The following is a 17,934-nucleotide window of genomic DNA, read 5'->3' as shown; positions in this document are numbered from 1 at the left end:
TTAACCAGATCTCAGGTTAATTAATCAACTGAGCATATACTGATTCATTATAAAAATTGGGGTAAGTAAGGTCTTTTGAAGGTGTAATAAGCATTAGCTCTAAATGATTTTTGGGCAGATATGAGTTAAACCGGAAAGGCAGCTTATGGCACTTTTGCGAAGTTCGGTTTGAGCGAAAAGCAAGTATTAGGATAGGCTGGAATTCAGCCCTATAATCTTAAATACTGAAATTCTACCTATTCTTTATGTACGTACTGACGATAGCGATTTGCCAACGGCAGCCTTAAACACACATAATCCTTAACTTCTATGTCATCGTATGGTTGTATTTTATGTCGGTTTGATTTCAGCGACAGCGCACCTGTACCATTAACGTAAAAGAGGCACAACAAGGCGATAAGCTGGTAGCAGGATGCGCTTATATAGCTCCCGGCGGGCTACATTTACGCATTAGCAAACAAGGTAGTGCATTATATTGTCAGCTTGATGATGGTGAACCTGTAAATAGGCATAAGCCCGCAGTAGATGTACTGTTTAACTCATTACTTGAAATTGGTGCTAAGTATATTGTTGCCACACTATTAACCGGTATGGGAAGTGATGGCGCGAAAGGTTTGCTGGCGTTAAAACAACAAGGGGCTTATACATTGGCACAAGATGAGTTTTCGTCTGTGGTATGGGGAATGCCCAAGGCTGCTATTGATCTCGGGGCTGCAAATGAGGTCGTACCGCTGGATAAAATGAGCCAGCGGTTATTAAATCAAGTGATTAAAAAATAGAATTTAATTGATCACCCAAGGCTGTGAAAACCAATAATAACTGCCTGCTTTTTTTATTGATGGGGCGGTGCAGTTAAAGCGAGAGCGTCCTTTATTAAGCTGCTTTGGCGAGGTCACCTCAACCGTATTATCGTTTAACCAATTTAAATTAGCTTGTCCAATGCTTGATACATAACAGGCAAATTGGCTTTTATGAAAGTCATCAGTCTCTAGATTTATAGTTAACGACGGTGGATTTTGTGTGGTTACACTATCTTTATAGGTTAGTTTATTAATAGTAAAAGCAGTTGAATTGAGTTTGGTAATTAACGTATCTAATTTGCTATAAAAACCAGATGCGGGAAAACGTGGTAAACGGCTAATATTAGAATGTTGATTAACTGCACCGGAGTGCTGACCAATGCCAATAAAGCCTAGTTCAGTAACGAGAGCTTGTAGCTGATTGTTAAACTCTCCGTATGGATAGGCAAGGTATTTATAATCGTGGCCTATTTCTTCTTTAATACGCTGCTGTGAACTAAGAATGTCGTTTTTAGTGCGTTCACGCCATTGGCTTTGTGTTTCATTTTCGCGCTTTTTATGCAGATAGTTATGCTCGGCACTATGGTTGGCAATAAGGGCGCCTTTTTTTGCAAGCTCTCTGAGCTTATCCCATCCCATCACATAACCCGCTTGTTCATCAATGAGTTTTGGGTTTACAAAAATAGTGTACGGATAGCCAAATTTCTCAAGAATAGGCGCAGCTTGTTCGTAGTTATTGCTGTATCCATCATCAAAAGTAATCGCGAGCGTTTTATCGTCTAAAGCCTTACCTTGTTTTAATGCGCTAATCAGCTCGTTTAGTGGAATAACGTTAAAGTTATGCTCTTTTAAATAATTTAAGTGTTTAGTAAAAGTGTTGGCGCTTACACTGGTCACCGCGGGAAGGGTTTCACTGACGTGATGATACTGTAGAATAACCGCTGCTTGCGCACGTAAAGAACCACAAATCAGGAACAATAATACTAAATGAAACAATTTCTTATACATAATAAAGCACACCATAAAAGCTTGTTGTTGTTAGCCGGTCCAATGATATTATCAAATATTACTGTGCCGTTGTTAGGAATTGTTGATACGGCAGTGATTGGTCACCTGGGGAGTGCGCATTATTTAGCGGGAATTGCCTTAGGTTCTACCGTGATCTCCATTTTATTTTGGCTTGCTGGTTTTTTAAGAATGAGCACCACTGGGCTGGTGGCACAGGCTTACGGTAAAAATGATTTAACTCAGCTGGCAGCTTTACTCAAACGCAGTTTGTTATTGGCCAGCAGCGTAGCTCTAATTCTGATTTTATTATCCCCCCTTATAAAACACGCCATTGCGTATTTATCTGCTGCCAATAGTGATGTGCTCAATGAGGCCTATCGGTATTTTAGTATTCGTATTTTTAGCGCCCCAGCAGCGCTATGTAACTTAGTATTATTAGGCTGGATGCTCGGCGTTCATTATGGGCGAGGGCCATTTTATTTATTGTTAGTCACTAATATTACCAATATTGTACTCGACATTTATTTTGTAGTTTATCTTGATTGGGCGGTTGCAGGGGCGGCTTGGGCATCATTAATAGCGGATTACACGGCTTTAATTTTTGCTTTGCTGTTAGTGGTTCAGCTAGCTAAAAAACAGGGCATAAGTTTAGCGGTTGCAAATTGGTTTAGCATAGAAAAAATGGCAGGATTATTAAGTTTAAATCGCGATATTTTTATTCGCTCTTTAGTGTTGCAGTTATGCTTTAGCTTTATGACCTTTTATGCTGCACGTATAGGTGAAACTACATTAGCAGCCAATGCGGTACTACTCAACTTTTTAATGTTGGTCAGCTTTGCGCTTGATGGAATTGCCTATGCAAGCGAGGCAAAAGTAGGCCAAGCGAAAGGTCAACAAAGTGTTGAAAAGATAAGGCTATGGGTAAAAATAAGCGTATTTTGGGGCATGTTGTTTGGCATTTTGTATAGTGTATTTTTTATATTATTTGGCAGCTCCATTATAAAGCTGTTGACTAATGTACCTGAGGTTATTGAAGAAGCTACTCATTACTTACCGTGGGTAATTGTGCTGCCAATTTTAGCGATGAGTTGTTTTTTGTTTGATGGTATATTCGTTGGTTTAACACGTGCTAAAGCAATGCGAAATAGTATGCTGTTATCGGCGACAATAGGTTTTTTTGGGGTGTTTTGGCTATTTAAGGAATGGCAAAATAATGGCTTATGGTTGGCAATGAGTTGCTTTATGTTAATGCGGGGTGTAACACTTATAATTAAATATCAGCAGCTAAAAACTAATAATCAATTACTTGATTAAACCGTTATTTCCACAGATCGGGGTCGTTATTTTTGGCAGGGATGTTTTTCAATACTTGTGAAAAACGATTGGCAAAAATACCCGCGTAGCCCCAAAATGCAAAAAACAATGCCGGCGCTAAAATTACTATGCCAATGACTTGTAAACTATAATGACTGTAATAACCCAAAGTGATAAATATCACGGCCAGCACAAACAGTGCTAGGCCGCGAAAAAAGCGCTTTAGACTCAACTTAGGGTCGCTCCCTAAGCGGTAAATGAGTGGCTTTAGCATATTGGGTTAATACTTAGTAATAAGAGTGCTCGCCAGCTTCGTGATCGGTTATGTCAGCCACACCGGTGATCTCATCAAACTTAGCAATCATTTCTTTTTCAATGCCTTCTTTTAGTGTGACATCAATCATAGAGCAACCATTACAACCACCACCAAATTGAAGCACAGCAACACCAGCAGCGGTGATCTCTACTAAGCTTACTTGACCGCCATGATTTGCAAGTTGTGGGTTAACTTCTGTTTCTAACATGTGTTGAACGCGTTCACTTAAACTAGCGTCTTCACCTAACTTACGTGCTTTAGCATTAGGCGCTTTTAGAGTTAGCTGCGTGCCCATTTTGTCAGTAACAAAATCAATTTCAGCTTCGGCTAAAAAAGGCGCGCTTTCGGCATCAACAACAGCGTCAAAACCGTTAAAGTTTAGGCGAATATCGCTCTCTTCTACCGCGTCTTCTGGACAATAAGAAACACCACATTCAGCTTGTGATGTACCAGGATTAACAACAAACACACGAATATTCGTTTGTTGAGATTGATCTGCTAATAGCTTAGCAAAATGCGCTTGCGCTGTTTCGGAAATTGAAATCATAAAACCGTCTATACTTGACTAAATTACTCGGATACTGCATATCATACTCCGCTCATCGTGTTGCGGCTAGTGTTGAGCGTAAAAAGTTGGCATCTATTTTAAGCAATGGTAGCGTGCAATTAATAAACATTTTTAGAGTTATTTATATGCGGTTTATATTTACAGTAATGGTGATACTAGCCAGTTTTTCAAGTGCGGCAAAGCCCCTGTCATATTATTTTGAGCAACAGGTTGAATTTGATCCCAGCATTCCAACACCTGAAAAAGTACTTGGTTATCAAGTGGGTGAATGGCATGTAAGGCATGATCAGCTTGTACGCTATATGGAAATTTTAGCTCAAAAAAGCGATCGAGTTAATTTTGAAGTAATAGGTCGTACCCACGAGCAGCGCCCACTAGTTATGCTCACTATTACCGCAGCTAACAAACTAAAAAATATAGAACAAACTCGCCAAGCACACTTAGCTCGTCTAAATAACTCAAACAATAAATTAGCAGAGCAGCCAAGCGTTGTGTGGATGGGTTATAGCGTTCATGGTAACGAATCGTCAGGGAGTAATGCAGCTTTACTAGTGGCTTATTATTTAGCAGCTGCGCAAGGTGATGAAATAAATGAGCTACTTAACAACACGGTGATTTTACTCGACCCGTCGCTTAACCCAGACGGCTTAGCACGTTTTGCTAATTGGGCTAATAGTAATCGTGGAATGAACTTATCGTCAGATCCGCAAACGCGTGAGCATGTAGAGAGCTGGCCAAGTAGCCGTACCAATCATTACTGGTTTGATTTAAATCGTGATTGGCTTTTACTGCAGCACCCTGAGTCGCGAGCGCGTATAGCCAAGTTTCATTATTGGAAACCTAATATTTTAACTGACTTTCATGAAATGGGACCAAACAGTAGCTACTTTTTTCAACCAGGGATCCCAAGTCGTAAACACCCCATTACCCCTGAAGAAAATGTGAGCCTAACCAAAGCAATTGCAAATTATCATGCAAAAACTTTAGATGAAAACAACGCACTGTATTTTACAGAAGAAAGCTTTGATGACTTTTATTATGGCAAAGGTTCAACTTACCCTGATGTAAATGGTGGTGTCGGTATTTTATTTGAACAAGCAAGTTCTCGTGGCCATATTCAAGAAACGATCAATGGCCCGCTAACTTTTGCGTTTACGATTAAAAACCAACTTTTAACGACTTTATCAACGTTTAAAGCAGCGATTGATAACCGCCAAGCTCTACTTGAGTATCAGGCTAACTTTTATAACAAAGCGGTTGAGCTTGCCAAAGATGAAGACTATCAAGGTTATATTGTTCAAGGTGGGGAAGACAAAACACGTACTAACGATTTTTTAAGCATACTTAAACAGCACCAAATTAATGCTTATCCAGTTAAAGAGGGACTAAAAGCTGAAGGTAAAAACTTTACCGCTAATAGCTATTTTGTGCCGCTTGCGCAACCACAATACCGATTAGTTAAAGCTATTTTTAGTGAACAGCAAAACTTTGCCGATAACACTTTTTACGATGTATCAGGTTGGACATTAGCGCATGCGTTTAATTTACCATTTGCTAAAGTAAACAGCCGCTGGGGATTAGAGGTTGATACTACGGCTTGGCAAAAAGCAAAACAGCCTGTTTTAACGCCGCTAACTAAAAGCTATGCCTATGGATTTGCTTGGGACGACATGCTTGCCCCAAAAATGCTCAATAGTCTGTTACAGCAAGGTATTAAAGCACGTGTTGCATTAAAACCATTAACCGCAACATCAACGAGTAATGAGATAAATTTTGATGCTGGCAGTATTATTATCCCTGCAGGACTGCAAACAGAGACTGATTGGGTGGCAAAGCTAAATCAAGCACAAAGCCAATTTGATATTGAAATTAAGCCAATTACCACAGGCTTAACCAGTAAAGGTGCCGACTTAGGCTCGCGCTCTATGGCGGTTGTTTCTGCGCCTAAGGTGTTATTAGTTGGCGGTAAAGGGGTTAGCCAATATGAAGCAGGTGAAGTGTGGTATTACCTAGATCGCTTTGTAGGCGTAGCGCCTACCATTGTTGAAATGAACCGTTTAGCGTCTTTAGAGCTCAGTAATTACAGCCATATTGTTTTGGCGCATGGCGATTATTCGACGTTATCTGATACCGACAAAGTGGCAATTAAAAGCTGGGTGAGAAAAGGCGGCGTTATTTGGGGTCATAAAGGCGGGGCAAAGTTCTTAGCTGATCAGCAGTTATTAAAAGCAAACTACTTATCACGTAAAGATGTTGCCAGCGCATTTGATACTCAAGGTTTAAAATATGCAGACAAAGACCATCTAGCGGGTCGCCAGCGTATTGCAGGCGCTATATTTAATACTGATGTAGATACAACGCACCCACTGACGTTTTCATTTAAGCGTGACACACTACCCGTATTTAAAAACAGTACCTGGTTACTTGAAGCCTCTCAAGCGCCGTTTGTAAATATACTCACCTATACACAACAGCCGTTACTTGCTGGTTTTACTGATGCAGTTAATGTAGAGCAAGTGGCCGGCGGTGCTGCGCTAGTGGCTCACTCTTATGGTCGAGGTAGTGTGATTGCGATGACAGACAACCCTGTATTTAGAGGTTACTGGTATGGCACCAGCCGATTATTAAGTAACGCTTTATTTTTCGGTCATACCTTTCGTGTCAGTGGTAACTAAATCTAAAGTGGCGTTAAACAGGTCGTAAAAGCCCAGACTTGTTTAGCGCCCGCTTCTTTTAGCGACAAGGTGGCTGCATTGAGTGTTGCACCTGTGGTCATAATATCATCAATAATGACCACCGTTTTACCCTCTAAATTGGTAGTACATGAAAAAGCCTGCTGTAAATTTTTTATCCGCTTTGTTTTGCTCAGTTGTGACTGTGCCGAGGTGTTTTTATTGCGTATTAAAACATTATTCAAGACCTTAAAGGATGACAAACAAGGCTGCCATACTTGGGTAACCTGATTAAATCCTCGACTAAAAAAACGCGACTTGTGCAAAGGTAAAATAATAAATACAGCAGCAGCTAAATGCTGTTTATTAGTAAAAATAGTAAGTTGTTTTTTGATGACTTGCTGCAGTGCTTTTTTATAATGGATTTGATTATTAAATTTAAGCTGCTTTAACCATAAATCAAAAGGGGGCTGGTAAAAAGCACAGGCAAACAGCTTTTCAAAGTTGCAGTTAGGAAACATTTCTACAATATCAGGGCGGTAAAATAAATTGTCATGCTCGGCCAAATCTAGCAATGGCAAGTCATCTAAACAAAATTGACACAGTCCCAGTGAGCTGTGTATCTGATTCTGACACAACACGCAATACGAGGGAAACAGCCAATCAGTTAGGCTAAGTTTCATTCGCTGATTCTCCTCATTACAAACTCCCCCTAAAACGCTATCATAGATTTAAGTTTGGTTAAGGTTAGGCAAATATGCAAAATGAATGTGTGTTGTTACATGGTTGGGGAATGAGCCGAGGTGTGTGGCAGTTAATAAAACCAGAATTAGAGTTTTTATATTCAGGTAAAGTGCGTTGTTTGGATTTACCCGGTTATGGTGATCATAACGCCTCTTTAAGTCCATATACATTACACGATGCTGCAAAGCAGGTGAGTGAGCAGTTAACACCGCAATCGGTACTAATGGGGTGGTCTTTAGGTGGGTTGTTTGCTATTTATATTGCCAAACATTGGCCAGAAAAAGTATCAAAAGTCATTTTAGTTGCCTCAACGCCCTTTTTTGCAGAGCAATTGCCATGGGCTGGCATTAAGCCTAAAGTATTAAAACAGTTCAAAGAGCAGTTGTTGCAAGAGCGTTCAAAAACGATAGAGCGCTTTTTGGCAATTCAGGCAATGGGCAGTGAGTCGGCTCGCGATGATGTAAAACAGTTAAAGCAGTTATTGAGTCAGTCACCGCCTCCGAATAACGAGGCTTTAAGTGCAGGGCTAGACATACTGCAAAATGAAGATTTACGCGAATTATTTGCTCAATGTCCAGTGACTATTCGCGGCATTTTTGGACGCTTAGACTCTCTCGTTCCTTATCGGGCCATTGAGAAAATGGTGGTACTTAATGCTGACTTTGAGTACGAAGTGATAGACAAAGCATCGCATGCGCCTTTTATTTCTCATAAAAGTGAATTTTTATCTGCCGTTAAATCAATGCTTTGAAGCAAAGCCATGAATACAGCGGTTTAAAGCTTTATTTTGCGTGATTTTTGAGCGATAATTAGACAATATTTATTTGGTGGAGGTTTATTATTATGCCGATTGGATCTGTATTTAATAGCGGTGTTGAAGGGTTTAATAGAGCCAGCCAAGGTATTGAAAAGGCCAGCGCTGAGATTAACCGTGCCAGCATAGAGCAGCAAGATGATTCTCAATTAGCGCAGCAACGTCAATTAACGGCTGCTCGCCCTGAAGAAGCCGTAACCGCGCCGGTATCTCAACCTGCACGAATTGATGATGCATTAGTAAACTTAAAAGTTGAAGAGTTTAATGCCAAGGCTAACACGCAATCAATTCAAACTGCAGATGATGTACTAGGCACTTTAGTTGATATTAAAGTGTAATTCCTCATGAATATCGTCACGCCGTTTCCGTCTATCAATATAAACACTGCAAATGTTTATACGGAGACTGCTCGGCGTGACAACCAGCTACGTGAAGTCATTCCCCCAGCCGCTGCAAACACCGCCGGTAGTACTGAAAACAAAGCTCAAAGTGATGCAGAAAAAGCCAAACTACCTGGTAACAGCGATAGTTCAACTTATACTGCAAGCGGCAAAATTGCAGACAACAAAACTATTGAACAACGCGAAGGCAATGCTGATAGTGATCAAGATGATGCCGAGCAAGAAAAACAGCAAGCTGCCGAAGAAGTTAGTGAGCAAGAAGAGCTTCAACTTGAGCAAGAACAGCAACAAATTAAAGAGCTCAAAGCTCGCGATACCGAAGTGCGAACCCACGAGCAAGCGCATGCCGCTGTTGGTGGACAATATGCCGGTTCACCCAGTTACGAATACCAAAGAGGCCCCGATGGCACTAATTATGCCGTAGGTGGTGAAGTACCGATTGATGTTGGGGTTATCAATGGCGATCCGCAAGCAACCATCGATAAAATGCAAACGGTACTTGCTGCTGCACTAGCGCCAGCAGAACCCTCAGGTGCCGACAGAGCGATTGCGGCAGACGCCACACAGAAAATGGCTGCCGCACAAGCTGAGTTAGCTTCAGCTGATGACGAAGACAGCAGCGAAGATAAAAGCAGAGTCAGTGCCTCGTTTTCTAATAGTGAAAGTTCAGAAGTAAAAACCGCTAAAAGCGAAGAACAATCGCGTGATATTGAAGTTGAAGCGCGTGCAGGACGCATTGCTAGCTTTTATCAACTGGCCACATCCCCCGCGATTCAGAGCGAATTTTCATCGCAAATTTAGCTGATTAAAAATAAAAAAACCGCCTAGGCGGTTTTTTTATTTTTAAATATATCGTTTAAATTACTTTTTCACTTTTGCGTTAGCAAAGGCGTCAGCAAAGGCATTCCCCATCATCGCATTGCCTGTATCGCGTTTAGGTTTAGGCGCTCGTGCTTGGTTGGTATTATTGCTGCGAGGCTTTTGCGGTGCCGCAGCAGCTGCTTTATTGCTGGTGTCTATGTCGTCATCTAGGCGCATAGTAAAACTAATGCGTTTACGGGCAGCATCGACTTCAACCACTTTTACTTTAACAATGTCACCTGCTTTAACCACTTCTCGTGGGTCTGAAATAAACTTATTAGTAATAGCTGAAATATGTACGAGTCCATCTTGATGAACACCCACATCAACAAATGCACCAAAATTAGCAACGTTAGAAACCACACCTTCTAAAATCATACCAGGCTTAAGGTCACTAATTTTTTCAACACCGGCTTTAAACTCCGCGGTTTTGAATTCAGGACGTGGATCGCGACCTGGTTTATCAAGCTCGCTAATAATGTCAGTCACGGTTGGTAAGCCAAATTTATCGTCAATATAGTCGTTTGCAGCGAGTTTACTTAAAAATTCACTGTTACCAATTAAGTTATTTACGTCTACCTGATTATGTTCACAAATACGCTTAACGATAGGGTATGCTTCAGGGTGAACTGATGAGTTATCTAGCGGATCGCTGCCATTATTAATGCGTAAAAACCCAGCCGCTTGTTCGAATGCTTTTGGCCCTAAGCGTTCTACTTTTTTCAACTGACTACGTTTTGTAAATGACCCATTCGTGTCACGGTAGTTTACAATGTTTTGAGCCAACGTTTTGTTTAAGCCAGAAACACGTGCAAGCAAAGGCACTGAGGCCATATTTAAATCAACCCCCACACTGTTTACACAGTCTTCTACTACAGAAATTAGGCTTTGCCCAAGTTGGCTTTGTGATACATCGTGTTGATATTGGCCTACACCGATAGACTTAGGCTCTATTTTAACTAGTTCAGCTAATGGATCTTGGAGGCGACGTGCAATAGATACTGCACCGCGTAAAGATACATCTAAATCTGGGAACTCATTAGCGGCAAATTCAGACGCAGAATACACCGAAGCGCCGGCTTCACTGACCATAATTTTATTCAGTTTAAGCTCGGCATTGGCTTTGATAAGTTCGCCAACCAGTTTATCTGATTCGCGAGAAGCAGTGCCGTTACCAATCGCAATAAGCTCAACTTTATGTTGGCGACATAATTGCTCGAGCGTACGCAGTGATTTATCCCAATGATTTTGGGGTGCATGTGGGAAGATTGTTTGTGTAGCGAGCAGTTTTCCTGTGCTATCGACTACCGCAATTTTACAACCAGTACGCAAGCCAGGATCTAAACCAAGTGTCGTGCGAGGGCCTGCAGGCGCTGCCATTAATAAATCTTTTAAATTTTTAGCAAATACGTCAATGGCACCGGTTTCGGCTTTTTCACGCATTGCGGCTAAAAACTCGTTTTCTAAGTGTAGCCCAAGCTTAATTTTCCATGCCCACTGCACCACAGTTAATAACCATGCACTAGCAGGTTTGTTTTTAATATCTAGGCGGTAATGATCACTGATCATTTGGGCACATAACTGGGCTGGATTTTCAGCACTTGGCTCAGGATTAATCGTTAACTGTAAAATGCCTTCATTACGTGCTCTTAGCATGGCTAACGCACGGTGCGAGGGCACTTTTTTTAACGGTTCTTGATGCTCAAAGTAGTCTCGGTATTTAGCCCCCGCTTGCTCTTGGCCATCAATAAGTTTACTTTCAATCGCTCCATTTTGACTAATATGACTTCTAAATTTAGCGAGTAATTTAGCGTCTTCAGCAAAGCGCTCCATCAAAATAAACTTAGCACCATCAAGCGCTGCTTTAGTATCAATAATGGCTTTTTCGGCATTAATAAATTTTGCAGCCTCAGCGTCTGGGTCAAGCATTGGATCGTTAAATAACGCATCAGCTAGTGGTTCTAAACCAGCTTCAATAGCTATTTGACCTTTAGTGCGGCGCTTTGCTTTATAAGGCAAATATAAGTCTTCTAGTTCGGTTTTACTTTGTGCAGCTTTAATATCAGCCGCTAATTCAGCACTAAGCTTATTTTGTGATTCTATCGTCGACAGGATAAAGCCACGACGCTCTTCAAGTTCACGTAAATAAGATAAACGTTGTTCTAGAAGGCGTAGTTGGGTGTCATCTAATCCACCGGTCACTTCTTTTCTGTAACGGGCAATAAAGGGGACGGTTGCGCCTTCATCAAGTAACTTTGTTGCTGCAACCACTTGTTGCTGCTGTGCATTTAGCTCCGTTGCTAAACGTGCAGAGATATCGCTCATGCAAAAACCTTTTAATACAAAAAATAAGACCAGCTAAAAAGTTAACTGATGCGTCAATGTCTTGAATAATATCACAGGGGAGGGTAATAAAAAGCTCTTAAAGCAAGCTATTTTACTTGCTTTAAGATGCCATTGCTGGGGCAATAAAAAGCGGATTTAGTGAGGGTGCTCTACACTTTCGAGTACTTCACTAAATGTGTGCGCTATTGGGCTAATATGAACAGGAATTTGCAGCTTACGTGCTATATCACGTGCTGAAATTAAACCACTTATTTCATTATTAGCCGCAGTGACTAATAAAAACATAGCGCCATGATGTTCCATAGTTTGCAGTGCATCACCAATGCATGAGTAGCTTAAGCTTTTCATACTTACACCCATTAAATTACTTAGCGGTGTCATTAAATAGCGCAAGCTAATTTCACTACGAGGCAAGCCTAAACGCTGTGCTAAAATCATGATTTTTGAGCTTTGTAAATCAGCACTCGCCACTATACCTACTAGCTTTTGCTGCTCATCAGTTACCAAAATAAAATCAGAGCGTTGAGTCGTTAACTGTTTTGACGCTTGTTCAATTGTTGTATCAAACGATGCACGCATCGGGCTTGTATCAGTAAAACTAGTCACCACTTGTGTAGCAGGTGAAGTTAAATCAACGACAGCTTCATTAGTAAATGTATTCGCAATAGTACCATGCGAAATATCTTGGGTACGGAGTTCTTTAAAGTTAGACATAATATCCACCTAATTAGTTATAAAATTTAATAATGTTTAAAAGCAAGTTATTAAACTAAATAACGGGTGGCGCTCGCGGGTGTGCATGGCTGTAAGGTGTGACTAAAAGGCTGCTTTCATAATGAAAGTAAAACGCTAAAGGAAGTGGTTGAATTTCTCTAAGCGCAATAACACCGACATGAGAATCTATATCGGTGTCGAGGTTTGCTTGGTCAGGAGAGTCGCAAACAATAAATTCTGCAGGTGTAAAACCAGCATCAATTTGCGTATTTTTGGGTGTTGCATGCAATGTCAAACTTACACTCATAAAGAGTGTAAACAATAGGGCATGTTGTAATATGCGCGCTGTAATGTTTGACATAGTGACGACCTTAATTAACTACTCTCAAATTAATACATCATAACTTGAGTTACTTTAGTTATAGCTTACTCAGATAATATAAACAATAAAAAGTTAATATGATCTGAATCAAAACTAAGCCGTTTTATTTTTGGTAGGAAATATTATTTACATACCATTGCTTAGCACCTTGAGGGGTCATGACCTCAAAATCATCGTCTACTTGTTTTTTTAATAATGCTCGCGCCATCGGTGAGTCAATAGAAATGTAATCGTTGCGATCATAAATTTCATCGGGACCGACAATTCTAAACTTCTTACACTCCCCAGCCTCGTTTTCTATTTCAACCCAAGCACCAAAAAAAACTTTGCCGTCTTGCACGGGTGAGTAATCAACAATTTTTAAATCGGGGATGCGCTTACGTAGATAGCGCACTCGGCGGTCTATTTGGCGTAATAGACGCTTGTTATACTGATAGTCTGCATTTTCAGAGCGGTCACCAAGGCTTGCAGCCCAACTCACAATTTTAGTGACTTCTGGGCGTTTTACATTCCAAAGATGGTCATGTTCTTGCTGAAGTTGTAAATAACCTTCGCGAGTAATTAAGTTTGTTTTCACGCCGTGTTCTTGTTTAATTTTCATGTGTGGCACGGTATTAAAATAAAGGCAGCTTGTCGAGATAAAATAGCCACCAATGGGTTTGAAATGTTCAGTAACAATCTAAGCACTTAATTAGTTTTTTATTATTAAGTTTTTCATTTATATTAACTATTAATAAATTATAAAAATAAGCAACAGATTATGGGACAAGAGACAGTAAAAGTATTAGTGGTTGATGACGATAAACGTTTGCGCAGTTTGCTTGAGCGCTATTTAGTAGAGCAAGGATTTATTGTTAGAACAGCCGCCGATTCACAGCAAATGGATAGGCTTATTGAGCGTGAAAACTTTCACTTAATGGTGCTTGATTTAATGCTGCCCGGAGAAGACGGGCTCTCTATTTGCAGACGGTTACGTCAAAAAGAAAACCAAATCCCAATTGTGATGTTGACCGCTAAAGGTGATGAAGTAGACCGCATTATTGGTTTGGAGCTCGGTGCTGACGATTATATTCCTAAACCGTTTAATCCACGTGAGTTACTTGCCCGCATAAAAGCAATTTTACGTCGCCAATCAAAAGAAGTACCAGGGGCACCTTCAGCAGAAGAGAATTTAATTGAGTTTGGTAAATTTACTTTAAATTTAGCCACACGAGAAATGAGCGAAGGGGATAATACCGTATCGCTCACAAGTGGTGAATTTGCGGTGTTAAAAGCGTTAGTGTCTCACCCGCGTGAGCCATTAAGTCGTGATAAATTAATGAACTTAGCTAGAGGGCGAGACTACAGTGCGCTTGAGCGCAGTATTGATGTTCAAGTATCACGCCTTCGCCGTATGATTGAAGTGGATGCGGCTAACCCGCGTTATATTCAAACTGTATGGGGATTAGGTTATGTGTTTGTTCCTGATGGTGAAAAGTAATAATTATGGGGATGTTTCCACGTAGTGCGTTTGGGCAAACTGTTTTTTTAGTGGCAGCACTGTTGCTGATTAACCAAATTGTATCCTACGTCACAGTAAGTTTATATGTCGTTAAACCCACCATTGAGCAAGTTAATTTGATGCTCGCTAAGCAAATTAAAACCGTGTTTATTGACTGGGAAGATGGCGTTGAAGTAACCGATGAAGTTTCAGAAAAGTTTTTTGAAATAACCGGTATTGAGGTGATGACTCAGCGTGAAGCGATGCGCAATGGCTTAGGGCAAAGTCGTGAGTATTCGGGGCTATCGCGAAGTATGTCAGAGCAGTTGAATGGGTTTTCTCGGGTACGCATTAGTCAAACTGATCCACTTATTTATTGGGTGGAAGCCCCGCAAGCACCGGGCTATTGGGTTAAAGTTCCCTTAACCGGATTTAAAGAAAGTAATCTTGAATTTTTAACTTTTTACTTATCCAGTATAGGCTTTTTAAGTGTATTAGGCGGGTGGCTATTTGCAAGACATTTGAACCGACCATTAAAAGCACTGCAACAAGCGGCAATAAAAGTAGGCGTTGGTGATTTTAGTACTAAGTTACAAGAACAAGGCTCAAGTGAAGTTATTGAGGTAACGCGGGCTTTTAATCAAATGTCGCGAGGTATAGCAGCCCTTGAAAATGATCGTCGATTACTCATGGCCGGTGTCTCTCACGACTTACGCACACCGCTTACCCGTATTCGGTTAGCCACAGAAATGATGGTTGATGAAGATGATTATTTACGCGAAGGTATTATTTACGACATTGAAGATATGAATGGCATTATTGATCAGTTTATTGAATATTTACGCCATCATAAACGTGAAGAACAAAGCTATGAAGATATCAATGCGTTAGTAGCCGAAGTCGTACAAAGTGAATTAAAGCATCAACGTGTTATTACGTTTGAAAGCAATCCTAACCTAGGTAATATTCCCATAAGCTCAGTGGCTATTAAGCGAGTAGTGACGAATATGATTGAAAATGCACTGCGTTACTCGCACGGGGATATTGAGGTGCAAAGTTATTTTAATAGCAATAAAAAGTACGTCATTATTGCGGTTAACGATAATGGCCCAGGTATTCCTGAGAGTGAATTAGAATCAGTGTTCGAACCATTTAAGCAAGGTGACGCTGCACGAGGCAGTGAAGGCAGTGGTTTAGGCTTAGCTATTATTAAACGCATTATAGACATGCATAATGGCAAGGTTGTGCTCTCTAATCGCCCTGAAGGTGGTTTAAGTGCGCAAATATATTTACCGGTTAAAGTGGTTAATCAAAACTAAATAAAGCTATCCGCCGTTATATGCGGATAGCTTTAACCATTTTATAGTGCTTTAAAACGAATGGCTGTACCACCACTGGTGGCCAATTTTAGTGTGAGTTTATCATTTGCGGTAACAGTGCGTTTTTCGATTTTTAAATCGTAAGGATTGTTCTTCCACTCTGCCTTATCACCATCTTTGTAGATTTGCGCTTCAAACTGTTTATCTTTATCTAAGAAGTCGAGTTTAACCTCAATGGTGCGGGCGTTTTCATCAGTTACAGCGCCTAAGTACCAGTCATTACCAGTGTACTGATCGCGTTTACGTTCTTTACGTGCAAATACAATAAAGTCGCCTACTTCTCCATCAAGCGCAATACTTTGTTGCCAATCGGTCGGTACGTCTTGAATAAATTGAAAAGCATCGGGCTTAGCTAAATAATTTTTAGGTAAATCAGCCGCCATTTGAATTGGGCTGTACATTACAACATAAAGTGCTAATTGCTTTGCAAGTGTTGTTTGCGGACGGTTTGTATCGCCACCTAAGCCATTAAAACTCATGTCAAAAATACCCGGTGTAAAGTCCATTGGGCCTGCAAGCATACGCGTAAAAGCAAGCATTGGAATGTGCTCTGGTGGATTGGGTGGCGTGCCCCATGCGTTAAATTCTTGGCCGCGAGCGCCTTCACGAGCAATCCAATTAGGGTAAGTTCGGCGAAGGCCGGTGTCTTTTATTGGCTCATGAGTATTAATACTTATTTTATGTTTTGCAGCTAGCTTAACGTTGTATAAGTACTCATTAACCATAAATTGGCCGTCATGCCACTCAAAACGGGCAATGCCGTTTTCATCAATGCGTTTAATATTGCCACCATCGGCCACATAACCGGTTTTAATTTGGCTTACATTTGATTGCTCGTAAAGCGCAAAAGCGTCTTCCATTTGATTACGATAATTTGTTACGTTACCTGAGGTTTCATGGTGGCCAATTAACTGCACCCCTTTTTGCTTACCGTAGCGGGTAAGCTCCTCAATATCAAAGTCATCATATGCTTGGGTAAAGCTAAATACATCGCCATTAAAAAACCAGTCGCCATCCCAACCGGTGTTCCAACCTTCCACTAATACACCATCAAAGCCGTATTTTGCGGCAAAGTCCATGTAGTATTTAGTATTTTTTGTGGTGGCACCGTGTTTTTCGCCACTACCCCAAGTATTCTCATTAATGTGCATGCCCCACCAAATACCTACGTATTTGCCTGGTTTAACCCAGGACACATCACCGAGCTTATTTGGCTCATTTAGATTTAAAATAATATCTGAATTAACTAAGTCTACCGCATGTTCGCCAATTTGAATGGTGCGCCAAGGCGTATTAAATGCACCGTGCTTTTTGACTGCTATACCATCTGACCATGGCGTTAAATCGGCGCTAAAAGTGCCTGGGCGACGTTGGTTAAGCACCATGCCCGCATAATCGACTAGGGCTGCTTCATGAATGCTGACATGCACGCCGTTGCCATTTTTAAAGGTAAAAGGGGTGTGAGCGAGTGCAGCATCTTGTAAGGCTGTGGTGTTGTAGACATATTCGTAACGATTCCAACCGCGAGCAGGTATCCACCATGCGGTGGCTTTATCGGCACCGGCGATGGCAAACTCGGTCAGCTCTTTAGTAATTTCTGTTTTTTCAAAACCGGCTTGTTTAGGGACTTCATAGCGAAATCCCACACCGCTATCAAAGGCTTTAAATCGCACTGTGTATGTGCCACCGTGGGGTGCGGGTTTATCAAAGGTAACGGCAATTTCATTGTGCTTGTCGACAACGGTTTGACGCTCTCCCCAAGGTTGCTGCCATTGACTATCGGTTTGTGAGCGAGTTACTTCACTAATAACAAAACCTTCATCAAATGGCGCTTGGCTTTTAAATCTAAAACCTAAATGTGACTGCGTAATAACAGGTTTACCATTAAAGCTAATAGAATAGTAAGGAGATGAAGATTGATCAGATATGGTGATTTTAATTTTTTGATCAGGCGATTCCAGCATGGCTTCTTTTGCAAAAGCGCTGCTTGAAAGTAAAGCAACTAGCAGTAAAGGTAATCTCATTGTGTGTCCTTTATGTCAAATTGTAGACTATGAGCATAAAGTGAAGGTGGGGTTATTACGAGATGACTGCAAACGTATTCAATGTAATTAAACACATAAAAAAAGGCTCTA

The 17,934-nt window shown here is 40.9% G+C and carries 16 protein-coding genes and 1 pseudogene; 8 read left to right on the top strand and 9 right to left on the bottom strand.

All coding sequences use genetic code 11. The features are described from left to right. Positions 1 to 356: 356 nt before the first annotated feature. Positions 357 to 779: pseudogene (locus CWC14_RS03785) on the top strand (CheB methylesterase domain-containing protein); the annotation flags it as partial. 3 nt (positions 780 to 782) lie between these two features. Here CWC14_RS03785 and CWC14_RS03780 read toward each other — a convergent pair. Beyond that, the gene (locus CWC14_RS03780; protein WP_076922641.1) at positions 783 to 1,808 is read right to left on the bottom strand and encodes a polysaccharide deacetylase family protein; all 1,026 of its coding nucleotides are present in this window, start codon (positions 1,806 to 1,808) and stop codon (positions 783 to 785) included. On the opposite strand from CWC14_RS03780, the gene dinF reads away from it, so the two are divergent. Next, the gene (gene dinF / locus CWC14_RS03775) at positions 1,788 to 3,122 is read left to right on the top strand and encodes an MATE family efflux transporter DinF (protein ID WP_076916068.1); all 1,335 of its coding nucleotides are present in this window, start codon (positions 1,788 to 1,790) and stop codon (positions 3,120 to 3,122) included. The two genes, CWC14_RS03780 and dinF, sit on opposite strands and share 21 nt — an antisense overlap. 4 nt (positions 3,123 to 3,126) lie before the next feature. On the opposite strand, the gene CWC14_RS03770 is transcribed toward dinF, so the two are convergent. Both CWC14_RS03770 and nfuA read right to left on the bottom strand, forming a co-directional pair. After that, positions 3,127 to 3,396 (bottom strand): hypothetical protein, encoded by a 270-nt coding sequence (locus CWC14_RS03770; protein ID WP_016900082.1) that lies wholly within the window; start codon positions 3,394 to 3,396, stop codon positions 3,127 to 3,129. Between the two features lie 13 nt (positions 3,397 to 3,409). Then, positions 3,410 to 3,985, bottom strand: coding sequence for a Fe-S biogenesis protein NfuA (nfuA, locus tag CWC14_RS03765; RefSeq protein ID WP_076922643.1), 576 nt, complete (start codon positions 3,983 to 3,985; stop codon positions 3,410 to 3,412). Between the two features lie 146 nt (positions 3,986 to 4,131). Between nfuA and CWC14_RS03760 the strand changes: the two genes are divergently transcribed. Further along, entirely contained in the window at positions 4,132 to 6,681 is a 2,550-nt protein-coding gene (locus CWC14_RS03760; protein WP_171036822.1) for a M14 metallopeptidase family protein, read from the top strand. 2 nt (positions 6,682 to 6,683) lie between these two features. Here the strand turns inward: CWC14_RS03760 and CWC14_RS03755 are convergent, their stop codons facing one another. Then, the gene (locus CWC14_RS03755) at positions 6,684 to 7,361 is read right to left on the bottom strand and encodes a ComF family protein (RefSeq protein ID WP_138561362.1); all 678 of its coding nucleotides are present in this window, start codon (positions 7,359 to 7,361) and stop codon (positions 6,684 to 6,686) included. 74 nt (positions 7,362 to 7,435) lie between these two features. Between CWC14_RS03755 and bioH the strand changes: the two genes are divergently transcribed. The 3 genes from bioH (at position 7,436) to CWC14_RS03740 (ending at position 9,438) form a co-directional block, all read left to right on the top strand. Further along, positions 7,436 to 8,173: a pimeloyl-ACP methyl ester esterase BioH gene (gene bioH, locus CWC14_RS03750; RefSeq protein ID WP_138561360.1), complete on the top strand. Its 738-nt coding sequence runs from the start codon at positions 7,436 to 7,438 to the stop codon at positions 8,171 to 8,173. Between the two features lie 92 nt (positions 8,174 to 8,265). After that, positions 8,266 to 8,574 carry a hypothetical protein gene (locus tag CWC14_RS03745; protein WP_008112879.1) on the top strand — a complete coding sequence of 103 codons (309 nt, stop codon included), beginning with the start codon at positions 8,266 to 8,268 and terminating at the stop codon, positions 8,572 to 8,574. Positions 8,575 to 8,580: 6 nt separating this feature from the next. Beyond that, entirely contained in the window at positions 8,581 to 9,438 is an 858-nt protein-coding gene (locus tag CWC14_RS03740) for a putative metalloprotease CJM1_0395 family protein (RefSeq protein WP_138561358.1), read from the top strand. Positions 9,439 to 9,498: 60 nt separating this feature from the next. Here CWC14_RS03740 and CWC14_RS03735 read toward each other — a convergent pair whose 3' ends face one another. The 4 genes from CWC14_RS03735 to greB all read right to left on the bottom strand — a co-directional run bounded on the left by CWC14_RS03735 (position 9,499) and on the right by greB (position 13,517). After that, complete coding sequence (locus tag CWC14_RS03735) at positions 9,499 to 11,823, bottom strand: Tex family protein (RefSeq protein WP_138561356.1); 2,325 nt, start codon at positions 11,821 to 11,823, stop codon at positions 9,499 to 9,501. A gap of 156 nt (positions 11,824 to 11,979) precedes the next feature. Continuing rightward, entirely contained in the window at positions 11,980 to 12,558 is a 579-nt protein-coding gene (locus CWC14_RS03730) for a CBS domain-containing protein (protein WP_138561354.1), read from the bottom strand. Positions 12,559 to 12,613: 55 nt separating this feature from the next. Continuing rightward, the gene (locus CWC14_RS03725) at positions 12,614 to 12,919 is read right to left on the bottom strand and encodes a hypothetical protein (protein ID WP_013466113.1); all 306 of its coding nucleotides are present in this window, start codon (positions 12,917 to 12,919) and stop codon (positions 12,614 to 12,616) included. Between the two features lie 124 nt (positions 12,920 to 13,043). Further along, the gene (greB, locus tag CWC14_RS03720) at positions 13,044 to 13,517 is read right to left on the bottom strand and encodes a transcription elongation factor GreB (RefSeq protein ID WP_024602196.1); all 474 of its coding nucleotides are present in this window, start codon (positions 13,515 to 13,517) and stop codon (positions 13,044 to 13,046) included. A gap of 183 nt (positions 13,518 to 13,700) precedes the next feature. Between greB and ompR the strand changes: the two genes are divergently transcribed. Then, positions 13,701 to 14,420 carry an osmolarity response regulator transcription factor OmpR gene (ompR, locus tag CWC14_RS03715; RefSeq protein WP_016899332.1) on the top strand — a complete coding sequence of 240 codons (720 nt, stop codon included), beginning with the start codon at positions 13,701 to 13,703 and terminating at the stop codon, positions 14,418 to 14,420. Positions 14,421 to 14,425: 5 nt separating this feature from the next. Continuing rightward, complete coding sequence (gene envZ, locus CWC14_RS03710) at positions 14,426 to 15,739, top strand: two-component system sensor histidine kinase EnvZ (protein ID WP_138561352.1); 1,314 nt, start codon at positions 14,426 to 14,428, stop codon at positions 15,737 to 15,739. 41 nt (positions 15,740 to 15,780) lie between these two features. Here envZ and CWC14_RS03705 read toward each other — a convergent pair whose 3' ends face one another. Further along, complete coding sequence (locus CWC14_RS03705; protein WP_138561350.1) at positions 15,781 to 17,823, bottom strand: glycoside hydrolase family 97 protein; 2,043 nt, start codon at positions 17,821 to 17,823, stop codon at positions 15,781 to 15,783. Between the last annotated feature and the right edge of the window lie 111 nt (positions 17,824 to 17,934).

Origin of the sequence: Pseudoalteromonas sp. S3260 (assembly GCF_005886925.1) — a bacterium.
Taxonomy (GTDB): domain Bacteria; phylum Pseudomonadota; class Gammaproteobacteria; order Enterobacterales; family Alteromonadaceae; genus Pseudoalteromonas; species Pseudoalteromonas tetraodonis.
The sequence above is the reverse complement of the archived record's forward strand: the minus strand, read 5'-3'. Positions and strand labels throughout refer to the sequence as shown.

Bases quoted from the DNA above. Each gene is read 5' to 3' on its own strand.
- CWC14_RS03780 (WP_076922641.1), bottom strand. From the start codon at position 1,808: ATGTATAAGAAATTGTTTCATTTAGTATTATTGTTCCTGATTTGTGGT.
- CWC14_RS03725 (WP_013466113.1), bottom strand. From the start codon at position 12,919: ATGTCAAACATTACAGCGCGCATATTACAACATGCCCTATTGTTTACA.
- dinF (WP_076916068.1), top strand. From the start codon at position 1,788: ATGAAACAATTTCTTATACATAATAAAGCACACCATAAAAGCTTGTTG.
- CWC14_RS03735 (WP_138561356.1), bottom strand. From the start codon at position 11,823: ATGAGCGATATCTCTGCACGTTTAGCAACGGAGCTAAATGCACAGCAG.
- nfuA (WP_076922643.1), bottom strand. From the start codon at position 3,985: ATGATTTCAATTTCCGAAACAGCGCAAGCGCATTTTGCTAAGCTATTA.
- CWC14_RS03770 (WP_016900082.1), bottom strand. From the start codon at position 3,396: ATGCTAAAGCCACTCATTTACCGCTTAGGGAGCGACCCTAAGTTGAGT.
- bioH (WP_138561360.1), top strand. From the start codon at position 7,436: ATGCAAAATGAATGTGTGTTGTTACATGGTTGGGGAATGAGCCGAGGT.
- CWC14_RS03705 (WP_138561350.1), bottom strand. From the start codon at position 17,823: ATGAGATTACCTTTACTGCTAGTTGCTTTACTTTCAAGCAGCGCTTTT.
- envZ (WP_138561352.1), top strand. From the start codon at position 14,426: ATGGGGATGTTTCCACGTAGTGCGTTTGGGCAAACTGTTTTTTTAGTG.
- CWC14_RS03740 (WP_138561358.1), top strand. From the start codon at position 8,581: ATGAATATCGTCACGCCGTTTCCGTCTATCAATATAAACACTGCAAAT.
- CWC14_RS03730 (WP_138561354.1), bottom strand. From the start codon at position 12,558: ATGTCTAACTTTAAAGAACTCCGTACCCAAGATATTTCGCATGGTACT.
- CWC14_RS03745 (WP_008112879.1), top strand. From the start codon at position 8,266: ATGCCGATTGGATCTGTATTTAATAGCGGTGTTGAAGGGTTTAATAGA.
- CWC14_RS03760 (WP_171036822.1), top strand. From the start codon at position 4,132: ATGCGGTTTATATTTACAGTAATGGTGATACTAGCCAGTTTTTCAAGT.
- ompR (WP_016899332.1), top strand. From the start codon at position 13,701: ATGGGACAAGAGACAGTAAAAGTATTAGTGGTTGATGACGATAAACGT.
- CWC14_RS03755 (WP_138561362.1), bottom strand. From the start codon at position 7,361: ATGAAACTTAGCCTAACTGATTGGCTGTTTCCCTCGTATTGCGTGTTG.